Genomic DNA, 20324 nt, shown 5'->3' with positions numbered 1-20324 from the left:
GATGAATCAGAAAAAGTATTTTTATTATCCTGGTTGCTCATTAAAGGGCACAGGAAAATCTTATGAAAAATCTCTTCTTGCTGTTTTTAAATATCTTGAAATGGATATACCAGAACTTCCGGACTGGAATTGCTGTGGTGCTACAACTTACATGTCAATTGATGAGCTTGCATCTTTTAAAATGGCTGTAAGAAATTTATCAATAGCTGAAAAAGAAGAAAGAGACATTATAGCACCCTGTTCAGCTTGTTATATGGTGTTAAACAAAACGATTCATTTTATCAAGGAATACCCTGATATAAGAGAAAAAATATGTGAAGCAGTTAAAAAGGCAAACCTTAAAGAAGTTTACGAAGGGAAAGTCAAAGTGAGACACCCTCTTGATGTTTTAATAAATGATGTAGGAATTGAAAAAATAAAATCTAAAGTTAAAAGAACACTTGGGGGGATAAGAGTATTTTCCTATTATGGTTGCCTTCTCACAAGACCCTTCACAGAGTTTGATAATCCAAGATACCCTGTAAATCTTGATAGGATTGTTGAGGCAACCGGTGCAGAAACTGTTGAAAGTGCTTTAAAAACTAAATGCTGCGGAGGATCTCTTTCAGGAACTATAGAGGAAGTAGGATTCCGTCTTTCTTACCTTATATTAAGAGAAGCAAAAAGAAAAGGTGCTCATTTGATTGTCACAGTTTGTCCTTTATGTCAGTTCAACCTTGAAGTTTATCAAGATAGAATGGAAAAAATGTTTAAGGATAAGCTCTCTATACCTGTTATTTACTTTACACAGCTTCTTGGTGTTGCTTTTGGTATTGATGAAAAGGAACTCGGATTTAATCATCATATTATTTACCCTGAAATTTTATATCAAAAAGCAGCTGTTTAAAAGGAGGAAAAATAATGAAAAGTGTAAAACATAATGGTGAAATAAGAATAGGTGTTTATATATGCCATTGTGGAACAAATATAGCAGGGAAAGTTAAGATAGAAGAAGTAGTAAAGTATGCACAGAATTTACCAAATGTTATAGTAGCAAGAGATTATAAATACATGTGTTCTGACCCAGGACAGGATTTAATAAAGAAAGATATAAAGGAACTGAAATTAAATAGAATTGTTGTAGCGTCCTGTTCTCCCCATCTTCATGAACACACCTTCAGGAAAGCAGCTGAGGAAGCAGGACTTAATCCCTTTTATTTCCAGATGGCAAACATAAGAGAGCATGTGTCCTGGGTAACAAAGGACTCAAAAGAAGCAACAGAAAAAGCCAAAGCCATGGTAAAAGCGGCAGTTTACAGGGTTGTATTTCACGAAGCACTTGAAAAGAAGAAAGAAAAAATAAATCCAGATGTCCTTATTATTGGTGGTGGTATAGCAGGAATTACTGCTGCCTTAACAATTGCAGATGCTGGTAAAAAAGTCTATCTTGTTGAAAGAGAACCATCAATAGGTGGTCATATGGCAAAATTTGATAAAACTTTCCCAACCCTTGACTGTGCTTCCTGTATTTTAACACCCAAAATGACTGCTGTTAAAGACCACCCTAATATTACACTTCTAACCTATTCAGAAGTAGAAAATGTAGATGGTTATGTAGGTAACTTTAAAGTAAAAATTAGAAAAAAACCAAGATATGTTGACATTGAAAAATGTGTTGGATGTTACGAGTGTATAAAAAATTGCGTTTATAAAGAAGGAAAATTTCCAAATGAATTTGATGAAGGTCTTTCAAAAAGAAAACCAATTTATATTCCTTTTCCTCAGGCCGTTCCTCTTGCTGCTATAATAGATCCTGCTACATGTATTCAGTTTTTATCTGGGAAATGCAAGAAAGCATGTCAGGAAGCCTGTGAAAGGGGTGCAATAGACTTCAATATGAGAGAGGAGATAATTGAAGTTGAAGTTGGAGCTATAATAGTTGCAACAGGATTTAAAATTTTTGATCCTTCCCAGATTCCTCAGTATGGATATGGCAGATATCCAAATGTTTATACTTCCCTTGAGGTGGAAAGACTTGTAAACTCTTCTGGACCCACTGGAGGCGAAATTATTTTAAGGGATGGAAGAACACCAAAATCCGTTGGAATTGTTCACTGTGTTGGTTCAAGGGATAAGAATTATAATATATGGTGTTCAAGAGTATGCTGTATGTATTCACTCAAACTTGCCCACCTTATAAAGGAAAGAACAGGCGCTGAGGTCTATAACTTTTATATTGATATGAGAACACCTGGAAAAGGTTATGAGGAGTTTTATCTCAAATTAATGGAAGAAGGAGTCCATTTTATAAGAGGTAAAGTTGCAGAAGTTACTGATTGGGCAATTACTCCTGAAGAAGAGGGTAAATTAATAATAAGAGTGGAAGATACCCTTATCGGTGTTGTAAGGAGAATTCCAGTTGATATGGTTATTCTCTCAGTTGGTCTCACCCCTCAACCTGATGCCGATGAAGTAAGGAGACTTTTAAACATTTCCTGCTCAAAGGAAGGCTGGTTCCTTGAAAGGCATCCAAAACTTGCTCCTGTTTCAACATTCACAGATGGAGTTTTTATTGCAGGTGCATGTCAGGGTCCAAAGGATATTCCCGATACAGTAGCTCAAGCAGAAGCAGCTGCAGCAGAAGCCCTTGCCCTCATTGATAAATCCGAAATTACTCTTGAACCCAATACAGCTTTTATTGATGAAGAAAAATGTTCAGGATGCCATGTCTGCATTGCTCTATGTCCCTATTCTGCTATTTCCTTTAACGAAGAAAAGAAGATTGCTCATATAAACGAAGCACTCTGTAAGGGATGTGGAGTTTGTGTTGCTGCCTGCCCATCTAAGGCAGCACAGCAAAGATTATTCCTTGATGAACAAATTTACGCTGAAATTGAAGGTGCTTTAGTTTAAAAGGAGGTTTAAAATGAAAAATAATAATTTTGAACCAAAATTACTTGGAATATTTTGTAACTGGTGTACTTACCTTGCAGCAGATTTAGCTGGTGTCTCAAGAATGGATTATCCAGCTAATTTAAGGATTGTAAGAACAATGTGTTCTGGAAGAATTGACCCTCAGTTCATTTTATGGGCATTCAGAAACGGTGCAGATGGTGTTTTAATTGGGGGTTGCCATCCAGGTGATTGCCACTATATTGAAGGTAATTACAAAACCTTAAGGAGATATAAACTTCTAAAAAGAGTTTTAAAAGAAATGGGAATCAACGATAAAAGATTGAGACTTGAATGGATTTCAGCATCAGAAGGAGAAAAATTACAAAGGGTTGTTAAGGAATTTGTAGAAGAGATAAAAAATTTAGGTCCTATTTCCAATGATGAAGCCTTTAAAAAATTATTAACTTCTACAAAAGGGGGGTAAAAAATGAGTGAAAAACCTAAAATTGCTCTTTACTGGTGTGCTTCATGTGGAGGATGTGAGGAAGCAGTAGTAGACCTTGCTGAAGATATTTTACAGGTTGTAGAAAAAGCAGAAATTGTATTCTGGCCAGTCGCGATGGATTTTAAAAGAAAAGATGTAGAAAATCTAAAAGACGGAGAAATTCTTGTATCCTTCATCAATGGATCAGTTAGAAATTCTGAACAGGAAGAAATGGTAAAACTTTTAAGAAAAAAATCAAAAATTGTTATAGCTTTTGGCTCCTGTGCATATACTGGTGGCATACCAGGACTCGCTAACTCTTACTCAAAAGAAGAAATAATGAATTACTATTACAAGGAAGGTTTAACTGTTTTTAATCCAGAGGACAAAAGACCAACACCACAATACATAGAGAAAAACCTTGCTTTTGAAATTCCAGAATTCTATGAGAGAGTTTATGCTCTTGACCAGGTAATAGATGTAGACTATTATATTCCTGGATGTGCTCCAACAAGAAATGTTGTTAAAAATTCTATTGATACTTTATTTTCTGGTAATTTACCACCAAAGGGAAGTGTTTTGGGTGCAAGTAGCAAAGCACTATGTAATGAATGTCCTTTAAATGACACAAAACCAGAAAAAATTACTTTAAAAGAATTTAAAAGAATTGATAAAAATCAACCGGAAAAGGATAAGTGCTTACTAATACAGGGATTTGCCTGTCTTGGACCTGTAACAAGGGGTGGATGTGAAGCTTTATGTGTAAAAGCAAATTATCCTTGCACAGGTTGTTTTGGACCTCTCGACGGAATTGAAGACTACGGTGCCAAAGCTCTTTCTTTTTTAGCATCTTTAATTGATTCAAATAATGAAGAAGAGATTGAAAAAATAATAAATGAATGGATGCCAAATCCCCTTGGAATAGTTTATAAATATTCCTTACCTAAATCTTTAATTTTTGAAACAAAAAATAAAAAAAATGGAGGGTAAAAAATGGAACATAGAATAACAATTGACCCAATTACAAGACTTGAAGGGCACGGAAAAATAGAAATTTTTCTTGACGAAAATGGAAATGTAGAAAAAGCCTATTTTGTCGTCCCAGAGTTAAGAGGATTTGAAATTTTTGTTAAAGGTAAACCAGCTGAGGATATGCCAATTATAACACCAAGAATCTGTGGTGTCTGTCCAACAGCACATCACATGGCAAGCACAAAAGCTCTCGATGACCTTTATAAAGTGGAACCACCTTCTCCTGCAAAAAAATTAAGAGAAATGCTCTACAATATGTTTATGCTTGAAGACCATGCACTCCATGTTTATATTCTTGGAGGACCTGACTTTATTGTTGGACCAAAAGCAAAAAAAGAAGAAAGAAATGTTTTAGGAGTAATACAGAAGGTGGGGCTTGAAATAGGTAAAAAAGTAATTTCAATGAGAAGGGAAATAAGAGAACTTATGACACTTCTTGCAGGAAAAGTTATTCACCCCGCATGGGGAGTTCCAGGTGGTGTTACAAGAGGATTAAAAGAGGAAGAAAGAAAAAATTTTGTAAAGGTTGCTGAAAAAGGAGTTGAATTTGCCCTCTTTACTTTAAAGGTTTTCAAAGATATAGTTTTGTCAAACAAAGAATATGTAGAACTTATAACATCGGATACTTACACCCATAGAACCTATTATATGGGTCTTGTTGATAATAACAAAAAGGTTAATTTCTATGACGGAAAAATAAGAGTTGTAGACCCTGAAGGAAAAGAATTTGCTCTATTTGATGTAAGGGATTACAAAGATTACATAGCAGAACATGTTGAAAACTGGACCTATATAAAGTTTCCTTTCCTTAAAAAAGTAGGATGGAAAGGATTTATTGACGGAAAGGATTCAGGTGTTTATTCTGTAGCACCTCTTGCAAGGTTAAATGCTTCAGAGGGAATGGCAACACCAAAAGCTCAAGAGGCGTATGAAGAATTTTATAAAACACTGGGCGTAAAACCTGTTCACCATACACTTGCAAATCACTGGGCAAGAGTAATTGAAATGATTTATGCTGCTGAGAGATTTCTTGAATTGGCAAAGGATCCTGAAATTACATCAGATAATATAAGAAACATAAGTAAAGAAATACCTTCAGTAGGTATTGGTGTTGTTGAAGCACCAAGAGGAATACTAATACATCACTATGAAACTGATGAAAAGGGATTTATAACAAAAGCAAATCTTATTGTTGCTACCCAGAACAATGCAGCAAGAATTGCAATGTCCGTAGAAAAAGCAGCAAAAGGTCTTATAAAAAATGGAAAATATGATGAAGGAATATTAAATATGATTGAAATGGCCTTTAGAGCTTATGATCCATGTCATGCTTGCGGAACTCATTCACTACCAGGAAATATACCACTTCTTATAAATATAAGGGATAAAAAGGGCAACATAATTGATAAGATTAAAAACTTTTGAAAAAAAAGATTTAAGGAAGAAGTATTTAATTCTTGGACTCGGTAATACAATAAGAGGTGACGATGGAATAGGAATATATTTAACCAAATTTTTAGAAAAAAAATTTTTAAATCTTGCTGACATTATATCCACTGAAGAAATGGGGCTTTCTTTAATTGATTTTCTTTCGCCTTATGAAAAAGCAGTAATAATTGACAGTATTTTCACCGGAAAAAAAGACATAGGAGAAATATACATTTTTAAACAGAAAGATTTTGATTCAAAACAAATAAAAAGTAACCATTACATAGGATTACCTGAAATTTATAAAATTGCAAAAAAATTAAAAATTCCTTTCCCAAAAGAATTGCTTATAATAGGAATTTCTGTTGAAGACCCATATACTATAAAACCAGAACTATCTGAAAACTTAAAGAAAAAAATACCTGAAATTATCACAAAAATTGAAAAAATAATAAGGGATTTTTTAAAATAAATTTTAAAAAAGGAGGAGGGGAAATTGAAATCTGATATTGAAATTGCTAAATCTATAAAACTCTTTGATATAAAAGAAATTGCTGAAAAAATTGGAATAAACGAAAATTCTCTATATCTTTACGGAAAATATAAGGCTAAAATTGAACCAGAATTTTTTAAAACAAAGGAAAGAAAAGGCAAACTAATCCTTGTAACTGCAATGACTCCAACGCCCTTTGGTGAAGGTAAAACAACTGTTTCAATTTCCCTTTCTATGGCTTTCTGGAAATTGGGAAAAACATCTATCGTCTGTTTAAGGGAACCCTCACTTGGACCTGTTTTTGGAATAAAGGGGGGAGCCACAGGTGGTGGTTATTCCCAGGTTTTACCTATGGAAGAAATAAACCTTCACTTTACAGGAGATTTTCACGCAGTAAGTTCAGCTCATAATTTGCTTTCAGCCATGTTAGATGCTTCAATTTTCCATGGCAACTCTCTTGGAATAAACCCTAACGATATATTATGGCCAAGAACCATTGATATGAATGATAGATCTTTAAGAAAGGTGATAGTAGGACTCAATCCCTTGAAAAATGGACCTTTAAGGGAGGATGGATTTGTAATCACTCCTGCTTCTGAAATAATGGCAATACTTGGACTTTCTAAAAACTATAATGAACTTAAAGAAAGAATTTCAAACATTCTTTTAGGATTTACCTATAAAAAGGAACCGGTTTTTGCAAAAAATTTAAAAGCCCAGGGAGCTATGGCTGCACTTCTAAAAGATGCTTTAAAACCTAACCTTGTTCAAACAAGTGAAAATACACCTGCAATAATACACACAGGACCTTTTGGAAATATAGCTCATGGCACATGTTCAGTTTTAGCAATAGATTTAGCATTAAAACTTTGCGAATACGCAGTTGTAGAAGCAGGATTTGGTTCTGACCTTGGTGCTGAAAAATTCATAAATATTGTAACAAGGGAACTTGATACAAAAGTAGATTGTGCAGTTCTCGTAGTTTCAATAAGAGCATTGAAATATCACGGGGGTCTTAAAAAGGAACAATTAAAAACAGAAAATGAAAACGCCCTAATAAAAGGTTTTGAAAATTTGAAAGCACATATAAATATACTTAAAAATGTATTCGGACTCAGAACAGTGGTGGCTATAAACAGATTTCCTTCTGATACAGAAAGAGAAATAAAAAAACTCGAAGAACTATTAATTGAGGAAAAAGTTCCCTTTTCTATATGTGAAGGTTTCTTAAAAGGGGGAGAAGGTAGTAAAGAATTAGCAAATAAAATTATTGAAGTTATTGAAAATGAAAAAGAAAACTTTAAAAGACTTTATGATATAAAATCAGGAATAAAGGAAAAAATTGAAAAAATATCAAAAGAAGTTTATGGAGCAAACACAGTTATATATTCAGAAAATGCTTTAAAGAAAATAGAACTTTGTGAAACACTTAATTTCAATGATTTTTATATCTGTATGGCAAAAACCCAGTATTCAATCTCAGATAATTCAAAATTAAGGGGATGGCCTAAAAATTTCGAACTTAGAATAGATGATGTAAGAATTAAATCAGGAGCAAAATTCATAGTTCCCCTTTGCGGTGACATACTTGAAATGCCTGGATTACCCAAAGAACCAGCAGCAATTAATATTGATATTGATGAAAATGGAGAAATAACAGGAATATTTTAATGCACGAATACTCTTTAGCAAATAATCTTATTGAATTACTAAGAGAACAGAAAAAGGAGAAAAAAGCAAAAAAAATCCTTAAGGTAGAACTTGATTTTGGAAAACTTTCAGGAGCAGAACCGGTTCTTTTTGAAGAAGCCTTTGAAATATTAAAAAAAGAAACAGAATTCAAAGAAACAGAATTAAAAATAAACTTAATAGAACCTGAAATTAAATGTTTAAAATGCGGAAAAACTTTTAATACTCCTTATTTTCCCTTTCTATGCCCTTTTTGCGAAAACTTTGGCGGAGAAATAATTAAAGGAGATAAAATTTTTATAAAAAGTTTAGTTATTGAAAATTTTTAAAAGAGAATTTAATATAAAATTATGACAAAAATAATTAGAGAAGATATCTCAATACCAATTTTAAAAGTTAATGAAGAAATTGCTCAGGAGTTAAGAGAATTTTTTAATAAAAGAAAAATATTTGTAATAAATATAATATCTTCACCTGGAGCAGGTAAAACAACTTTCATTGAAAAATTACTTAGCTTTTTTGAAAAAAATAAAGTTTTTATACTCGTTGGAGATATTGAAACTGAAAGAGATGCAAAAAGAATAAGGGAAAAAGGAGGAAATTCCTACCAGATTGTAACAGGCGGAACCTGTCACCTTGAAGCAATTATGATAAAAAAATCTATTTCACTAATACCTGAAAACACAGAATATCTCTTTATTGAAAATGTTGGTAACCTTGTCTGCCCTGCAAGTTATGATTTGGGAGAACATTTAAGAATTATAATGTTATCAACACCTGAGGGTGACGATAAATTACCAAAATATCCTAAAGCCTTTTTAACAGGTGATGTTATATTAATAAATAAAATTGACCTTTTACCATATCTTAACTTTGATATTGAAAAAGTTGAAGAAGAAGCAAAAAAAATTAAAGAAAACATTAAAATTTTCAAAATATCAGCATTAAAAGGAGATAATATAAAAGAAGTAGCAGAATTTATTAAAAATAAAAGAGAAGAATACTTCAAATCTTGAAGAAAAGATTTTTAATAAAAATAGAAGGAACAGTTCAGGGAATAGGATTTAGACCCTTTGTTTATAGAATTGCAAAGGAAAACAAATTAAATGGATTTGTTAAAAATAATCCTGAAGGAGTTACAATTGAAGTCGAAGGAGAAGTTAAAAACTTAAACAAATTTCTTTCAAAACTTAAAAGGGATAAACCTCCCTTAACAACATATACACTATTTGAAATAAAAGAAATTCCCCTTAAAAATGAAAATGAATTTGAAATTTTAAAATCAGAAGAAAAGGGAGAAAAAATCGCTTTTATTCTACCAGATATTGCAACCTGTGAAGAATGCAAAAGAGAAATTTTTGATAAAAAAAATAGAAGATACTTTTATCCTTTTACAAACTGCACTAATTGTGGTCCAAGGTTCAGTATAATTCAAAATATTCCCTATGATAGAAAAAATACAACAATGAAAATTTTTGAAATGTGTCCTGAATGCAAGGAAGAATACGAAAATCCCATCAATAGAAGATTTCATGCACAACCAAATGCCTGTCCTGAATGCGGTCCAGAAGTTTTTCTTACAGATAGAGAAGGAAATATTATTGAAAAAGGAGAAAAAGCAATAGAAAAAACAGCACAATTTCTAAAGAAGGGAAAAATAATAGCCTTAAAGGGAATTGGCGGATTTCAACTTTTAACAAATGCCTTATCTGATGAATGTGTTTTAGAATTAAGAAAAAGAAAAAAGAGGGACGAAAAACCCTTCGCAATTATGTTTAAAAACCTTGAACATTTAAAAGAATATGCCTATATTTCTTCAATTGAAAAAGAAATACTTTTATCACCTCAATCACCGATTTTAACTATAAAATCAAAAAAAGACAATAAATTATCAAAATATTGTGCTCCAGATAATCCCTATATAGGTGCAATTTTACCTTATACACCCTTACATCACCTTTTAATGAGTAAAATTGATTTTCCAATTATATGCACTTCTGGTAATTTATCAGAAGAACCCATTGCCTATGAAAATGAAGAAGCTCTTATGAGATTAAAAGATATAGCAGATTACTTTTTAATGAATACAAGGCCTATTGAAAGATATATTGACGATTCAGTTGTTAAAATTATTAACAATAAACCTCTCGTAATAAGAAGAGCAAGAGGATATGCCCCCCTTCCTTTTATTATCAAAAAAAACTTACCACAGATACTTGCCCTTGGACCTTACCTTAAAAATACTATCGCAATATCAAAGTTTAACAGAATAATTGTTTCACAACACATAGGAGATTTAGATAATGAAAAATCCTTCAATGCTTTTAAAAAAGTAATAGAAGACTTTAAAAAGCTTTATGAATTTAAACCAGAAATTATTGCCTGTGATGCTCACCCTGAATATCTTTCAACAAAATATGGCGAGGAATTAAGCAAAAATGAAAATATTCCCTTAATAAAAGTTTTCCATCATCATGCTCATATTGCTTCCTGTATGATTGAAAACAGGATTGAAGAAGAGGTTTTAGGAGTTTCCTGGGATGGAACAGGTTATGGAAGAGATGGTAAAATATGGGGTGGTGAATTTTTAATATGTGATTTTAAAGATTTTAAAAGGTTTGCCAGTTTCAGGGAATTCGGCTTACTGGGCGGAGATAAAGCAATAAAGGAACCAAGAAGAAGTGCAATTGGTATTTTATATGAAATTTACGGTGAAAAAATTTTTGAAATGGATTTTGAACCTATTAAAAGTTTAACTGAGGAAGAAAAGAAAATATTTAAAAGTGCTTATGAAAAAAATCTTTCTATTTTTAAAACAACATCTGCTGGTAGAATATTTGATGCAGTTTCTTCACTATTAAACTTAAAACAGAAAAGCACTTTTGAAGGTCAGGCAGCAATGATATTAGAATGGATTGCAGAAAATTATAAAGGAAAATTAAAATCTCCTTACACTTTTGAAATTAAAAAAGAAAATTACTATGTTATTGACTTTGTTCCAATTTTTGAAGAAATTATTTCTGATATTAAAAGAAAAAAGGATAAAAGTTACATTGCTTATAAATTTCATTTAACCCTTGCAGAAATAGTAAAAAAAATAAGCCAGCTTATAGATAAAGATAAAATACTATTAAGTGGAGGTGTATTTCAGAATAAACTTTTAACTGAACTTATTTTTAAAAAAATAAAAAATAAAAAAATTTTTATTCATTCTCAGATACCTCCAAATGATGGAGGTATTTCTATAGGACAGATCAAGATTAGCTATCATAACTTATAGGTCCAGAAACTGTTATATGTTGTTAATTTACATAAAAATTTAAAATTATTTTTTTCAAGATAGTTTATAATTTCAGGATTAATAAAATCTTCTATTAATAAAATTACTTCTTTTGAATTTTCTAAAAATCTTTTTGCTCCAGTTAAAACTTTCTCTTCAAAACCCTCTACATCAATTTTAGCAAGAACAGTATCAAATTCCCTGACATAATCTCCGAGAATATCATCAAGTCTCTTTGTTTTTACTTTAATCTTAACTCCATTATCAAAACTATAAATCAAAGAACTATCACCAGGTGATAAGATATTAACATTAATGTAAAACTCACCTTCAGAATCTGATAGAGCAAAATTTAAGGGAACTATAGTATCTGATAGATTATTTATATTAATATTTTCCTTCAATAATTCAAAACTTTCTTTTAATGGTTCAAAGGAAAAAATTTTTATCTTCCTTTTAAACTTATTACCTATCAAAATAGAATAGTAACCAATATCAGCACCTATATCGCAAAATAAAATTTTTTTATTTTCTTTTATTTTTTCATCAATTTTTTTAATTAAAAAATTTACATCCCTTCTTTCATAAGCAGGTGAAACAGAAGCTGCATCAGCAGTTTTGCTTCTTATTTTAAATTTACCAAATTTTGTCACTATTAAATTATCGTTAAAAAAATAAGGGAAATTTTTCTTGTAATCAATCAGTTTATAAAAGGAATAAATCATTTCATAAATAAACATCTTTGTTCTTGGTCTTTTAACTTCTAAAGGAACTATAAACTTATAAAATAAATAAGATAAAAAAAATAAAAATTTATCTCTTAAATTATAACTAAACTTCATTTCTTTTCTTAATTATTATATCATCAAAAATTTTTTCCTGTATACATAAGATTTTTCTTAATCTTATAAGTTCAAGAAGCGCAAGAAACATAACAATAGCCTCTATTTTACTTTTTGACCCTAAGATGAGATTACTGAAAAAAATAATTTCATTTTTCTCTAATTCTTTAAGTATGTAATCAATCTTTTCTTCTATCTTTGGTATTTCCTCAAGTTTTTCCTTTAATTCTGGTAATTTCTGAATTAATTTTGTAAAAAGAGAAAACAAAAGAGAAGGATCAAAACTCTCATCATAATCTAAACTCTCTTCCCCTTCCCTTCCATACATTTTTGACATCTTCTCATATCTTTCATTTAAAAATTCAATAATTTCGATAAAAGAAATAGTAACTTCCTCTTTTTTTTCCACCTCTTCTTCTTCACCATCAAATTTTTCAAAAAGGTGGTGTGTTTTATAAACAAGGAAAAAAGTTAAAGCATATAAAAATTCAAGAGCATCTTTAAATGAAACTTGGTGATTTTTCAAGTAATAATTTAAAAATTCGTCTGCTAAAACAGAAATTTTAATTTTAAAAGGATCAAGTTCCTTTGATAAAAGCCACTTTAAAAGAATTTCAAGGGGACCATAATAAAAGGAAGTTTTTATAATTACAGTCATCTTAAATTAAGATATACAAGTTTATAAATTTTATTTTTATCATTAAACCTTAAAAAATAAATACCTGAATTTTTAAAATTATTTAATTTAATAACATTTAAACCATCCTTTAAAATCTGAGTTTCATAAGTTTTTCTACCTGTTAAATCATAAAAAGTTATTTTTCCCTTACCGTAATTTATAATCTTTAAATTTTTTTGATAAGGGTCTATAAATGGATTTGGATAGATTCTTGAAATTCCTCTAAAATTATTTCTCTGACTTAAATTTAATTTATTCAAAATTCTTTCCCTCTTTGATAAAAGTGTATCAAAATTTTCTCCTGCAAAAATAAAAAATAAAAGAGAATCTAACGGATTTACTTTCTTTGAAATATAAATTGAATAATCACCTAAATCCTTGCTAAAATCCCATATATCTCCCTTCATAAAAAGATATTGGAGTGAATCAGGAAGTCCTCCATAAGGGTAGGTGTATATTTCATTTTTTAAAACACCACAAAATGTAGAATTATCAATATCAAGGATTCCAAAAACAGGGCCCCCCTGTTTTGAAGTAAAAAGTATTCTTGAAGCACTGTCGTAATCTGCAAAATTTGTAAGGGGATTTAAAATATCTGGGTCAAAAAAGGAAGACAAATACATCTCCTCTACAAAATTTTCAGGTTTTAAAATAAATAAAAAACCTTCATCAAAATCCTTTAATTTTACCTTCAATATATTTCCCTTTGGATGTTGAGAATAATCATCGCTGAATTTAAAGGTATAGAAATTATTTTCTTTTTTAAAATAAAATTTATCTTCCTTTAAAGGTCTTGTATCTCTATCATCTATATTAAATTTTTCATAAAATCTATCAACAATATAATTAAAAGAATTTCCAAAAGCAAAACTGCCGTAATAAAGTAAATTTCCGTAATTTTTAAAAATAAAACCTTTTCCTTTCTTTTGCTCTGAACTTAAAAATCCAATTGAACCTGTTGAAGAAATGGAAAACTCATAATTCTTATTTTTTATTGTTAAAAGGGAATCAGAAAGAAAAACTTTCATTTCATAAATTTTTGAGAAATTTGAAAAAGTTAGTATAAAGTTAAATTTAAGTGTGTCATTATCAGGATAATTTAAAAGAACTCCCCTTGAAGAAAAATTTAAAATATCCTGAGCATAGAAATTAAAAAGAGTATCAAAAATAATATAATCCGGGTTTTTTAAAAATTTTATTTTTACACTGTCATTAAAAATCTTATTTGAAATTAAAGATACATTAACTATAAAAGTGTCATTCTGAAAAATGGGAAAACTTTTTGAATTAAGGGAAAAATTCTGAATTGAGTATAAAAGAGTATCCTTTCTTTCTAAAACTTTAATTATTTTTTTTAAATCAAGAAAACCAAAACCCTCCTCATAATTGGGATAATTATTAAAAGGTTTTCTTCTTAAATTATTTTTAAAAATTCTTGCAAGAGAATCAGGTGTTAAAAAGGGATTATATTGAAGTATAAGGGAAATGCTACCTGCTAAAATTGGTGAAGAGGCACTTGTTCCATCTGCTATTATATACTGATTTAAAGGAAAAGCACCCTTTATGTCTTTTCCAGGTGCAATTAAAAAAGGTGAGACAAAGTTCCATTCTTTAAAAAAATAATAAATTGTATCACTCCAAGGATGAGAAAAGGGAGAAGGTCCTCTTGAAGAAAAATTAGTAACATTTGAATTTGAATCACAGGCTCCTGAGGAAAAAACAAAGGGATAATTACCCGGAGAGGATGTTGTCCCTGATGAGGGTCCTTCGTTTCCTGCTGCAAAACAAAGAAATACACCCTTATTTTTTAAATAGAATAAATCTGGAAAAAATTCATCAAAAAGAGGATGAGTTCCAAAAGAGCCATTTAATATTTTTACATTTATTCCATTTTCAATAAGTTCTGCAACATAATCAAAGGCTTCATGAATATCCGATATTAACCCACCTAACTCTGAAAAAACCTTTAGAACAATAAGTTTTGTTAGAGGAGCAATTCCTGCTGAATCACCTGCAATAAGTGATGCAACAAAAGTTCCATGACCGAGAGGATCAGAAGGTGGTCCATAATTTACAAAATCTTTGAAGAGAATTAATTTATTTTTTAACTCAGTATGTGTTGTATCAATTCCTGTATCAATAATGACAGCTACATTTCCTTTACCCTTAATACCAATTTTATAAAAAGTGTCCGCATTTATAAATTTTTTGTGCCAGAAAGAACCTGAGGAACCTGAAGGCGAAAGTTTAGGGAGAGGTATAATATGGTCAAAGGAGTAAGGCACTTTATTAATTTCAAAATATTTTAAAAGAGAATCAGGAATTTCAATAAGAATTTTCTGGGAAAGAATAAGAGTTTTTTTAATTTTTATATTATTTTTTAAAAATTTAAAATTATTTAAAAATTTTTCCTTTTTTATCTCAATTTCTCTTTTTAATTCTTTATAGGATAAGTTATAATCAGGCTTTCCAAGAGGAACAATTAAGTTAACAGAAAATAAAATTTCTGCTATCAAATTCCACCTGAAATAACCCTTATAAGTTCTATCTCATCATCTTCTCTTAAAATTTCATCTTCAGTTAAAACTTCATTTTTTCTAACAACAATATATTCTTCAGGGTTAAGAGCAAGTTTTTTAAAAATATCCGAAACCCTTTTTATTTCTTCCTTAAAAATTTTTTCTTCTTTACCTATTTTAACTTTCATAGGTATAATTATTTTCCAAAAAAGAGCCTTAATGCAACTATAATTAGAAAAATGGCAAATAGTTTAGAAAGAGTTTTGGTAGGAATAATATTAGCAATATAGGCACCAAAAAAAGCACCTATAAAAAGTCCAAGAGCAATAAGAAGTGCCCCTTTAATATGAACATTTCCGTTTCTCCAGTATTCAAGAAATCCTAAAATACCCACAGGAAGAAGGAGAGCACCAAGGGAAGTTCCTTGAGCAAGATGCTGATTCATCTTAAAAAACAAAATTAAAGCAGGTATTATTATAAGCCCTCCTCCTATTCCAAATAATCCAGACAAAATACCTGCAAGGAGTCCTATTAAAACAAAACCTGTAATTTGAACCATATTTAATAATATTAAAAAAATTTTTTTAGTTCAATGATTTATATTAAAATTAATAATGTGTCTCGGAATACCAGGTAAGATAATAAACATATATGAGAAAGATGGTTCAAAATTTGCTAAAGTTGAATTTGGAGGAATAAAAAGGGAAGTATGTATTGACCTAACCCCTGAAGCAAAAGAAGGAGATTATGTGATTGTTCATGTTGGTTTTGCTATTCAGATTCTTGATAAAAAAGAAGCGGAAGAAAGTTTAAAAACCTATGAAGATTATTTAAAAAAATTAGAAGAAAATGAAATATCTTTCTGAATTCAGAGAAGCTTCAAAGACAAAATTATTTATAGAAGAAACTAAAAGAATAGTAAGGGGAAAATGGACTATAATGGAAGTATGCGGTTCTCAGACCCATTCAATTTTAAGTTCAGGGATTGATGAACTTTTGCCCCCAAATATAACACTTGTTCATGGACCAGGTTGTCCTGTTTGTGTTACTCCAAAAGAGATAATTGATACAGCAATTTTACTTTCCAAAAAAAAGGATACAATACTTTTTACTTACGGAGATATGTTAAGAGTTCCAGGTTCAAGGGAATCTCTTTTTAAAGCAAAAGTTGATGGAGCAAAAATCAAAATGATTTATTCACCTTTTGAGGTAATAGAATTTGCTAAAAGTAATCAAGAAAAAAAATGTATATTCTTTGGTATTGGATTTGAAACAACAACTCCGAGCCATGCCAGTGTAATATTAAAAGCAAGGGAATTGAATTTGAAAAATTTTTTTGTTTTATTAAGTCAATTTAGAGTCCCACCTGCTATTGAAGCAATTTTAAATGATCCCTTTAATAAGATTCAGGGATTTTTAGCACCAGGTCATGTATGCACAGTAATGGGAATTGAGGAATATATCCCTATCTCAGAAAAATACAAGGTTCCAATAGTTGTAACAGGTTTTGAATCTGTTGATTTAGCAGAGGGAATTTTTATGTTAATTCAAATGCTTGAAAGAAGTGAAAATACTGTAAAAATTCAATATAAAAGGTCCTGTAAACCTCAAGGTAATTTAAAAGCAAAGGAGATAATGAAAAAAGTTTTTAAAATAGGACCTCAAAAATGGAGGGGAATTGGTTTAATTCCTGATAGTGGATGGATTTTAAGGGAAGAATTTAGAGAATTTGATGCTTTAAATCTACTTAAGGAAAAAATTGAGGAAATAGAGGAAACAAAGGAAGGATGTATTGCTGCCCTTATATTACAGGGAAAGAAGAAACCCTTTGAATGTTCTCTATTTGGGAAAGATTGCACTCCACTAAATCCCCTTGGTGCTCCAATGGTTTCTTCAGAAGGCGCTTGTGCAGCCTATTATAAATATAAAAAAATAGTAGATTAATTTAATTATGAATGTTCTTGAAGTAATAAATTTAAAAAAAACTTACAAGGGAGGAATTAAGGCAGTTGATAACATTTCTTTTGAAATAAAAAGAGGAGAGATTGTAGGTCTTTTAGGTCCAAATGGAGCTGGAAAAACAACAACAATAAAATGCATTTCAACACTTATAATTCCTGATTCAGGTCAAATAATTGTAAAAGGGAAAGATATTTTGAAAGCCCCTTCTTTTGCCTTAAAAAATATAGCATCTGTTCTTGAAGGAAATAGAAATATTTACTGGAGATTGAATGTAAGGGATAACCTTGAATTTTTTGCTTCTCTACAGGGATTGAGTTATAAAAATGTTAAAAATAAAATTGAGGAACTTATTGATTTCTTTAATTTAAGGGAAAAAGAAAAAAAAGAGGCAAGATTTCTTTCAAGGGGGATGCAGCAGAAACTTGCAGTTGCCTGTGCTTTTATAAAAGATACTGAAATAATTCTTCTGGATGAACCCACACTTGGACTTGATGTTGAAACCACCCGTGAACTTAAAGAATTAATAAGAAAAAAAGCAAAAGAGGAATCCAAAACACTTATTGTTAGTTCTCATAATATGAAACTGATTGAAGATATATGTGATAGAGTTATTATCATAAACAGAGGGAAAATTGTTGCAATTGATTCAATAAAAAACTTAAAAGAATTTTTTGGATATAAAGCTTTTAGTTTTGAAATTGAAGGGAAAATAAATGAAAATATTAAAAAAGAATTCAAAGAAAAATTTGAACTTGTAAAATTTATTGAAAATGAATATAACACAAACATGGAAATAGAATTGAAATCAATCGAAATTATTTACGATGTTATTGAAATGATGAGAAATAAAAATTTCAGGTTAAAAAAATTTGAAGAAATAACACCTGACTTTGAAGAAATTTATTTAAAAATTGTAAAAAATGAATGATTTAATACTTTTAAAGGCTATTTTTAAAAAGGAAATTAGAGAAATGAAAAGTTATTTATTCAATACTCTCTTTTCAATGATTACAATTTATGTAATTTTTATACTCTTATTTTTAGGTGTTAAAATTATTTCGCCCTCAACATTTAATTTAGGAAATACCCTTGAAGGATTAATAATAGGCTACTATATATGGATCTTTTCAATCCTTGGATACGAAATATGCTGGCATATTACTGAGGAAGCACGGGCAGGAACGCTTGAACAACTTTCAATGACCCCTTTTGGATTACATAAAGTATTATTGTATAGAACAATATCAACTTACATTATAAATCTTCTGTGGACAATTCCTTTACTTTTTTTAATGATGATAACAACAGGTAAATTTTTAAATATTGATATTATTTCTCTTTTTCCTCTTCTTTTATTAACAATTTTCCCAAGTTTTGGAATTGGATTTATATTAGCTGGTCTTGGTTTAATCTTTAAAAGAATTCAGGCAACTTATCAGATTTTCCAGTTCTTATTTGTATTTTTTATAATGGCACCTTCTGATAAAATATTTTTGTTTAAATTTTTACCCTTTTCCCTTGGAGTTAGAATGATTGCGCAGAATATGATTCATAAGGTTAGAATTTTTGAGATGAATCCAGTGGATTTTATTATTCTTCTTTTTGTTTTTATTTTTTACTTTTTAACAGGTTTTTATATTTTTAGTATCTGTGAGAAAAAAGCAAAAAAATTGGGTGTTCTCGGACATTATTAATTATGGATAAAATTGAACTTGCTCACGGTTCAGGCGGAATTTTGATGAGAGAATTCATAGAAAATGAAATAAAAAAAAGATTCAAAAATCCTTTTTTAGAAAAATTATTAGATTCGGCCATTTTAACAAATAAAAACAAAAAAATTGCCTTTACCACTGATTCCTATGTTGTGTCTCCTATTTTTTTCCCTGGTGGAAATATTGGAGAACTCGCTGTAAATGGAACTGTTAATGACCTTGTTGCAGTTGGTGCATTTCCTGAGTTTATAACCTTATCCCTTATAATAGAAGAAGGATTCCCTTTTGAAGATTTAAGAAAAATTCTTGATTCAGTAAAAATTTCGGCTGAAAAAGCAAAAGTTAAAATTGTTACAGGAGATACAAAGGTTGTTGAAAAAGGTAAAGGAGACGGAATTTTTATAAATACTTCAGGAATAGGATTTATTCCAGAGGATGTTGAAATTGGATACGAAAAAATTGAAGAGGGAGACCTTTTAATAGTAAATGGACCCATTGGACTTCATGGTTTTTCAATTCTTGTTTCACGGGAAAATATTGAAATTGAAGGTGAACTAAAAAGCGATACAGCACCTTTAAATGAATTATGGGAAAAATTATATGAAAATAAAATAGAAGTTCACTTTATGAGAGACCCAACAAGAGGAGGTGTTCAGGGAGTTTTAAATGAAATTGCAAGGGAATCAGGTTTTGATATAATTCTTTTTGAAGAAAAAATCCCTGTTACAGATGAAGTAAAAGGACTTTCTGAAATACTTGGGATAGATCCACTTTTAATGGCAAATGAGGGGAAAATGATATTCTTTGTAAAAAGAAAAGATGCAGAAAAGGCAGTTGAAATATTAAGGAAATGTGAAAAAGGAAAAGATAGTGAAATAATAGGTGAAGTAAAAGAAAAAAAAGATAAAGGCATCCTTAAATTAAAAACAAAATTAGGTGTTACAAGAATTCTTGATATGCCCTACTCTGATCCCTTACCAAGAATCTGCTGATTTCAAGTGTCCCATAAGCCTGTCTCATTGAGACACTTTTAAATATAAAAAATCCTCTATTTTAAAGGTTTTTAATTCTGGAACAAAATTTGCATTTTATGAAATCTCTAAAAGGAGGTAAAGTTATGGAGGGATTAAGTAAAAAAACTGGGGCAGGAGGGGGCCCTGGTTTAGAAATTTGTTTTTGTGGTTTGAATTTTTTTTCTGAAATAAATTTTAAAGTGTAAAATCCCATAACATTTTAGACTTGTAAGGATTATTAATATATAAATATATTGAATTTTTCTGGTTCAATAAGATTATAAGGAGTGCCTACTACAAAATATTCCTGTATGATC

The 20324-nt window shown here is 30.1% G+C and carries 20 protein-coding genes; 15 read left to right on the top strand and 5 right to left on the bottom strand.

Features of this window, described 5'->3' with window-relative positions:
* Position 1 precedes the first annotated feature (1 nt).
* Genes ABIN73_05225 through hypF form a run of 10 tightly spaced genes read left to right on the top strand, consistent with a single transcriptional unit; the run spans position 2 to position 11280 of the window.
* Positions 2-886: a CoB--CoM heterodisulfide reductase iron-sulfur subunit B family protein gene (locus ABIN73_05225; protein ID MEO0269123.1), complete on the top strand. Its 885-nt coding sequence runs from the start codon at positions 2-4 to the stop codon at positions 884-886.
* Positions 887-900: 14 nt separating this feature from the next.
* Positions 901-2892 carry a CoB--CoM heterodisulfide reductase iron-sulfur subunit A family protein gene (locus ABIN73_05220; protein ID MEO0269122.1) on the top strand — a complete coding sequence of 664 codons (1992 nt, stop codon included), beginning with the start codon at positions 901-903 and terminating at the stop codon, positions 2890-2892.
* Positions 2893-2905: 13 nt separating this feature from the next.
* Positions 2906-3358: a hydrogenase iron-sulfur subunit gene (locus ABIN73_05215; GenBank protein MEO0269121.1), complete on the top strand. Its 453-nt coding sequence runs from the start codon at positions 2906-2908 to the stop codon at positions 3356-3358.
* 3 nt (positions 3359-3361) lie between these two features.
* Positions 3362-4348 carry an oxidoreductase gene (locus tag ABIN73_05210; protein MEO0269120.1) on the top strand — a complete coding sequence of 329 codons (987 nt, stop codon included), beginning with the start codon at positions 3362-3364 and terminating at the stop codon, positions 4346-4348.
* Between the two features lie 3 nt (positions 4349-4351).
* Positions 4352-5815, top strand: a complete 1464-nt coding sequence (locus ABIN73_05205) for a Ni/Fe hydrogenase subunit alpha (protein MEO0269119.1) — start codon at positions 4352-4354, stop codon at positions 5813-5815.
* Entirely contained in the window at positions 5793-6290 is a 498-nt protein-coding gene (locus tag ABIN73_05200; protein ID MEO0269118.1) for a hydrogenase maturation protease, read from the top strand. The genes ABIN73_05205 and ABIN73_05200 overlap by 23 nt, the downstream gene beginning before the upstream one ends.
* 24 nt (positions 6291-6314) lie before the next feature.
* The gene (locus ABIN73_05195; GenBank protein ID MEO0269117.1) at positions 6315-7982 is read left to right on the top strand and encodes a formate--tetrahydrofolate ligase; all 1668 of its coding nucleotides are present in this window, start codon (positions 6315-6317) and stop codon (positions 7980-7982) included.
* A complete protein-coding gene (locus ABIN73_05190; GenBank protein ID MEO0269116.1) occupies positions 7982-8329 on the top strand; it encodes a hydrogenase maturation nickel metallochaperone HypA in 348 nt (115 codons plus the stop codon). Before ABIN73_05195 ends, ABIN73_05190 begins: the two co-directional genes overlap by 1 nt.
* Before the next feature lie 21 nt (positions 8330-8350).
* Positions 8351-9016, top strand: coding sequence for a hydrogenase nickel incorporation protein HypB (gene hypB, locus ABIN73_05185; GenBank protein ID MEO0269115.1), 666 nt, complete (start codon positions 8351-8353; stop codon positions 9014-9016).
* On the top strand, positions 9013-11280 hold the full coding sequence (gene hypF, locus ABIN73_05180; protein ID MEO0269114.1) for a carbamoyltransferase HypF: 2268 nt from the start codon (positions 9013-9015) through the stop codon (positions 11278-11280). Before hypB ends, hypF begins: the two co-directional genes overlap by 4 nt.
* On the opposite strand, the gene ABIN73_05175 is transcribed toward hypF, so the two are convergent.
* From ABIN73_05175 to ABIN73_05155, 5 genes are read right to left on the bottom strand one after another with little or no spacing between them, the layout of a single operon-like run.
* Positions 11268-12122, bottom strand: coding sequence for an FkbM family methyltransferase (locus ABIN73_05175; protein MEO0269113.1), 855 nt, complete (start codon positions 12120-12122; stop codon positions 11268-11270). The two genes, hypF and ABIN73_05175, sit on opposite strands and share 13 nt — an antisense overlap.
* Entirely contained in the window at positions 12112-12780 is a 669-nt protein-coding gene (locus tag ABIN73_05170) for a segregation/condensation protein A (GenBank protein ID MEO0269112.1), read from the bottom strand. Before ABIN73_05170 ends, ABIN73_05175 begins: the two co-directional genes overlap by 11 nt.
* Entirely contained in the window at positions 12777-15317 is a 2541-nt protein-coding gene (locus ABIN73_05165; GenBank protein ID MEO0269111.1) for a S8 family peptidase, read from the bottom strand. The genes ABIN73_05170 and ABIN73_05165 overlap by 4 nt, the downstream gene beginning before the upstream one ends.
* Positions 15314-15508 carry a MoaD/ThiS family protein gene (locus tag ABIN73_05160; protein MEO0269110.1) on the bottom strand — a complete coding sequence of 65 codons (195 nt, stop codon included), beginning with the start codon at positions 15506-15508 and terminating at the stop codon, positions 15314-15316. Before ABIN73_05160 ends, ABIN73_05165 begins: the two co-directional genes overlap by 4 nt.
* Positions 15509-15516: 8 nt before the next feature.
* Positions 15517-15879: a sulfite exporter TauE/SafE family protein gene (locus ABIN73_05155; GenBank protein MEO0269109.1), complete on the bottom strand. Its 363-nt coding sequence runs from the start codon at positions 15877-15879 to the stop codon at positions 15517-15519.
* 55 nt (positions 15880-15934) lie between these two features.
* On the opposite strand from ABIN73_05155, the gene ABIN73_05150 reads away from it, so the two are divergent.
* The 5 genes from ABIN73_05150 to hypE are packed head-to-tail and all read left to right on the top strand — an operon-like array spanning position 15935 to position 19986.
* Positions 15935-16186 (top strand): HypC/HybG/HupF family hydrogenase formation chaperone, encoded by a 252-nt coding sequence (locus ABIN73_05150; protein MEO0269108.1) that lies wholly within the window; start codon positions 15935-15937, stop codon positions 16184-16186.
* Entirely contained in the window at positions 16170-17264 is a 1095-nt protein-coding gene (gene hypD, locus ABIN73_05145) for a hydrogenase formation protein HypD (GenBank protein MEO0269107.1), read from the top strand. The genes ABIN73_05150 and hypD overlap by 17 nt, the downstream gene beginning before the upstream one ends.
* 7 nt (positions 17265-17271) lie before the next feature.
* Entirely contained in the window at positions 17272-18210 is a 939-nt protein-coding gene (locus tag ABIN73_05140; GenBank protein MEO0269106.1) for an ABC transporter ATP-binding protein, read from the top strand.
* On the top strand, positions 18203-18976 hold the full coding sequence (locus ABIN73_05135; GenBank protein ID MEO0269105.1) for an ABC transporter permease: 774 nt from the start codon (positions 18203-18205) through the stop codon (positions 18974-18976). The genes ABIN73_05140 and ABIN73_05135 overlap by 8 nt, the downstream gene beginning before the upstream one ends.
* Positions 18977-18978: 2 nt before the next feature.
* A complete protein-coding gene (gene hypE / locus ABIN73_05130; GenBank protein ID MEO0269104.1) occupies positions 18979-19986 on the top strand; it encodes a hydrogenase expression/formation protein HypE in 1008 nt (335 codons plus the stop codon).
* Positions 19987-20324: the final 338 nt, after the last annotated feature.

It is taken from the genome of candidate division WOR-3 bacterium (assembly GCA_039804025.1).
In the GTDB taxonomy this organism is placed as follows: domain Bacteria; phylum Hydrothermota; class Hydrothermia; order Hydrothermales; family JAJRUZ01; genus JBCNVI01.
This window is presented reverse-complemented; position numbering and strand designations above follow the sequence as displayed.

What these genes read in the sequence shown, in the direction of transcription:
- ABIN73_05150 (MEO0269108.1), top strand. Translation starts at nt 15,935, where the DNA reads ATGTGTCTCGGAATACCAGGTAAGATAATAAACATATATGAGAAAGAT.
- ABIN73_05155 (MEO0269109.1), bottom strand. Translation starts at nt 15,879, where the DNA reads ATGGTTCAAATTACAGGTTTTGTTTTAATAGGACTCCTTGCAGGTATT.
- ABIN73_05220 (MEO0269122.1), top strand. Translation starts at nt 901, where the DNA reads ATGAAAAGTGTAAAACATAATGGTGAAATAAGAATAGGTGTTTATATA.
- ABIN73_05140 (MEO0269106.1), top strand. Translation starts at nt 17,272, where the DNA reads ATGAATGTTCTTGAAGTAATAAATTTAAAAAAAACTTACAAGGGAGGA.
- ABIN73_05175 (MEO0269113.1), bottom strand. Translation starts at nt 12,122, where the DNA reads ATGAAGTTTAGTTATAATTTAAGAGATAAATTTTTATTTTTTTTATCT.
- ABIN73_05210 (MEO0269120.1), top strand. Translation starts at nt 3,362, where the DNA reads ATGAGTGAAAAACCTAAAATTGCTCTTTACTGGTGTGCTTCATGTGGA.
- hypE (MEO0269104.1), top strand. Translation starts at nt 18,979, where the DNA reads ATGGATAAAATTGAACTTGCTCACGGTTCAGGCGGAATTTTGATGAGA.
- ABIN73_05160 (MEO0269110.1), bottom strand. Translation starts at nt 15,508, where the DNA reads ATGAAAGTTAAAATAGGTAAAGAAGAAAAAATTTTTAAGGAAGAAATA.
- ABIN73_05190 (MEO0269116.1), top strand. Translation starts at nt 7,982, where the DNA reads ATGCACGAATACTCTTTAGCAAATAATCTTATTGAATTACTAAGAGAA.
- ABIN73_05135 (MEO0269105.1), top strand. Translation starts at nt 18,203, where the DNA reads ATGAATGATTTAATACTTTTAAAGGCTATTTTTAAAAAGGAAATTAGA.
- ABIN73_05215 (MEO0269121.1), top strand. Translation starts at nt 2,906, where the DNA reads ATGAAAAATAATAATTTTGAACCAAAATTACTTGGAATATTTTGTAAC.
- hypB (MEO0269115.1), top strand. Translation starts at nt 8,351, where the DNA reads ATGACAAAAATAATTAGAGAAGATATCTCAATACCAATTTTAAAAGTT.
- ABIN73_05205 (MEO0269119.1), top strand. Translation starts at nt 4,352, where the DNA reads ATGGAACATAGAATAACAATTGACCCAATTACAAGACTTGAAGGGCAC.
- ABIN73_05225 (MEO0269123.1), top strand. Translation starts at nt 2, where the DNA reads ATGAATCAGAAAAAGTATTTTTATTATCCTGGTTGCTCATTAAAGGGC.
- hypD (MEO0269107.1), top strand. Translation starts at nt 16,170, where the DNA reads ATGAAATATCTTTCTGAATTCAGAGAAGCTTCAAAGACAAAATTATTT.
- ABIN73_05170 (MEO0269112.1), bottom strand. Translation starts at nt 12,780, where the DNA reads ATGACTGTAATTATAAAAACTTCCTTTTATTATGGTCCCCTTGAAATT.